Below are 1,867 nucleotides of genomic sequence, written 5' to 3'. Positions count from 1 at the left end.
GGCAGATAAGGGATATGTAGATATTCCGCAAACACACTATTACCTGATACATACGCAAAAATACCTAAGGCACTCGCCACGAGAACCGTAGGCATAATCGCCAAGCCGTCAAGACCGTCCGTCAGGTTGACGGCATTACTTGTCCCAACGATGACGAAGTAACTTAAGACGATGAACATGGGCCCTAAATCAAAAACAAAATCCTTAAATACCGGTACAATTAACGCGGTCTCCTGAGGTAGATCTGCTGTAAAGTACAAAAGCAATGCCGCAGCACCACCACAAACTGACTGCCAAAAGTATTTTGCTTTCGCTGGTAAACCTTTAGAGTTCTTTTCAACCACTTTTCGATAGTCATCTACCCAACCAATCGCACCGAATGACAGTGTCACGAATAGTGTAATCCAGACATATTTGTTACCCAGATTTCCCCAGATCAAAGTACTAATCGCCACAGCAACAATGATTAGAGTACCGCCCATCGTTGGCGTACCCGCTTTGCTTAAGTGAGACTGAGGACCATCATCCCTTACAGACTGACCAATTTGATAATGGCTCAACTTCTTGATCATCATCGGGCCAACCCATAAGGAAATCATCAGGGCAGTTAAAACCCCTAGGATTCCTCGCAAGGTTAAATACTGAAACACCGACAAGAACCCAAATGTTTCAGATAAAACGGATGACAACCAATACAGCATTAGTGAACTCTTCTCTTAATTAAATTTACAACTTCATCCATTGCTGCGCTTCTGGACCCTTTGATCATCACGATCTTATTTTTGTGCTGATCTTTCACTAGGTGCTCTGCAAGCAAGGCTTTGTCTTCAAAAACCAATGCATTCTCACCAATACTTTCACTCATCTGTTTTGCGTATTGCCCTATCAAGCAAAACTCTTCGATTCCTAATTCAAGCGCATAAGTCGCGACATCTATATGCGCGTCATGCGCATGAGCACCAAGTTCGGCCATTTCACCCAGCACGGCAACTCGATACCCCGCCTGCATAGACAAGACATTAAGGGCTGCTTTCATCGAAGCCGGATTTGCGTTGTAACTGTCGTCTAATAAAGTGATATCATTAATGACAGCTGTATTCATACGCCCTTCTGTCGACTCAACCTTTGCCAAGCCTTTTGCTACACCTTCCAAGTCGCATCCAACAGCAATTGCAGCAGTCGCTGCTGCGAGAGCATTTTGGATTTGATGCAAACCTGGCACAGGTAAACCAACCCTTACGCTCTCTTCGTGATAATTCAATGTAAAGCAGCTTCCTTCGGCTTCACATTCAACATCACTTGCAAAGACATCAGCATTTTCACTTTCCTGTGAGAAAGACAAACTTTGCCTTCCTCCCAAGCGCTCTAACCAAGTCATATAGGCTGGGTCATCGAAGTTTATTATTCCAACGCCGTCAGCGCTTAAGGAGTCATAAATTTCTCCTTTGCCTTCGACGATCGCTTCGTAATCACCAAATACTTCAATGTGAGCGCTGCCAGCATTCAAAACCATTGCAACATCTGGTCGGGCCATATTGCTTAGATAGGCAATATCACCTTTCGCTCTCGCTCCCATTTCCACAACTGAAAACTGGTGTTCAGCATTTATGTCTAACAAAGTTAGCGGCACACCCACTTCGTTATTGAAATTACCCTTCGTTGCCGCGGTCTTGCCGTATTCTGATAAAACAGCTTTCAACATATTCTTAGTACTGGTTTTGCCTGCTGACCCCGTCAAACCAACTAACTTTCCGCAAAACCTCTGTCGATTAAGTGAAGCAATTGAAGCAAGCGCTTTGTCAGTATCGTTAACTTGTAAATATGAAATCTGTTTGGCTGTCATCCCCTTATCTTCGAAATACTGCGA

At 44.0% G+C, this 1,867-nt stretch carries 2 protein-coding genes; both read right to left on the bottom strand.

The annotated features are described in order from the left end of the window. Positions 1–701: phospho-N-acetylmuramoyl-pentapeptide-transferase (gene mraY, locus A3766_RS06970; RefSeq protein ID WP_068641990.1), on the bottom strand; the 701-nt coding region annotated here is incomplete at its 3' end. Continuing rightward, on the bottom strand, positions 701–1,867 hold a 1,167-nt coding region (murF, locus tag A3766_RS06965), incomplete at its 5' end, for a UDP-N-acetylmuramoyl-tripeptide--D-alanyl-D-alanine ligase (RefSeq protein WP_068641988.1). The genes mraY and murF, both read right to left, overlap by 1 nt.

It is taken from the genome of Oleiphilus sp. HI0132 (genome assembly GCF_001635845.1).
The sequence above is the reverse complement of the archived record's forward strand: the minus strand, read 5'-3'. Positions and strand labels throughout refer to the sequence as shown.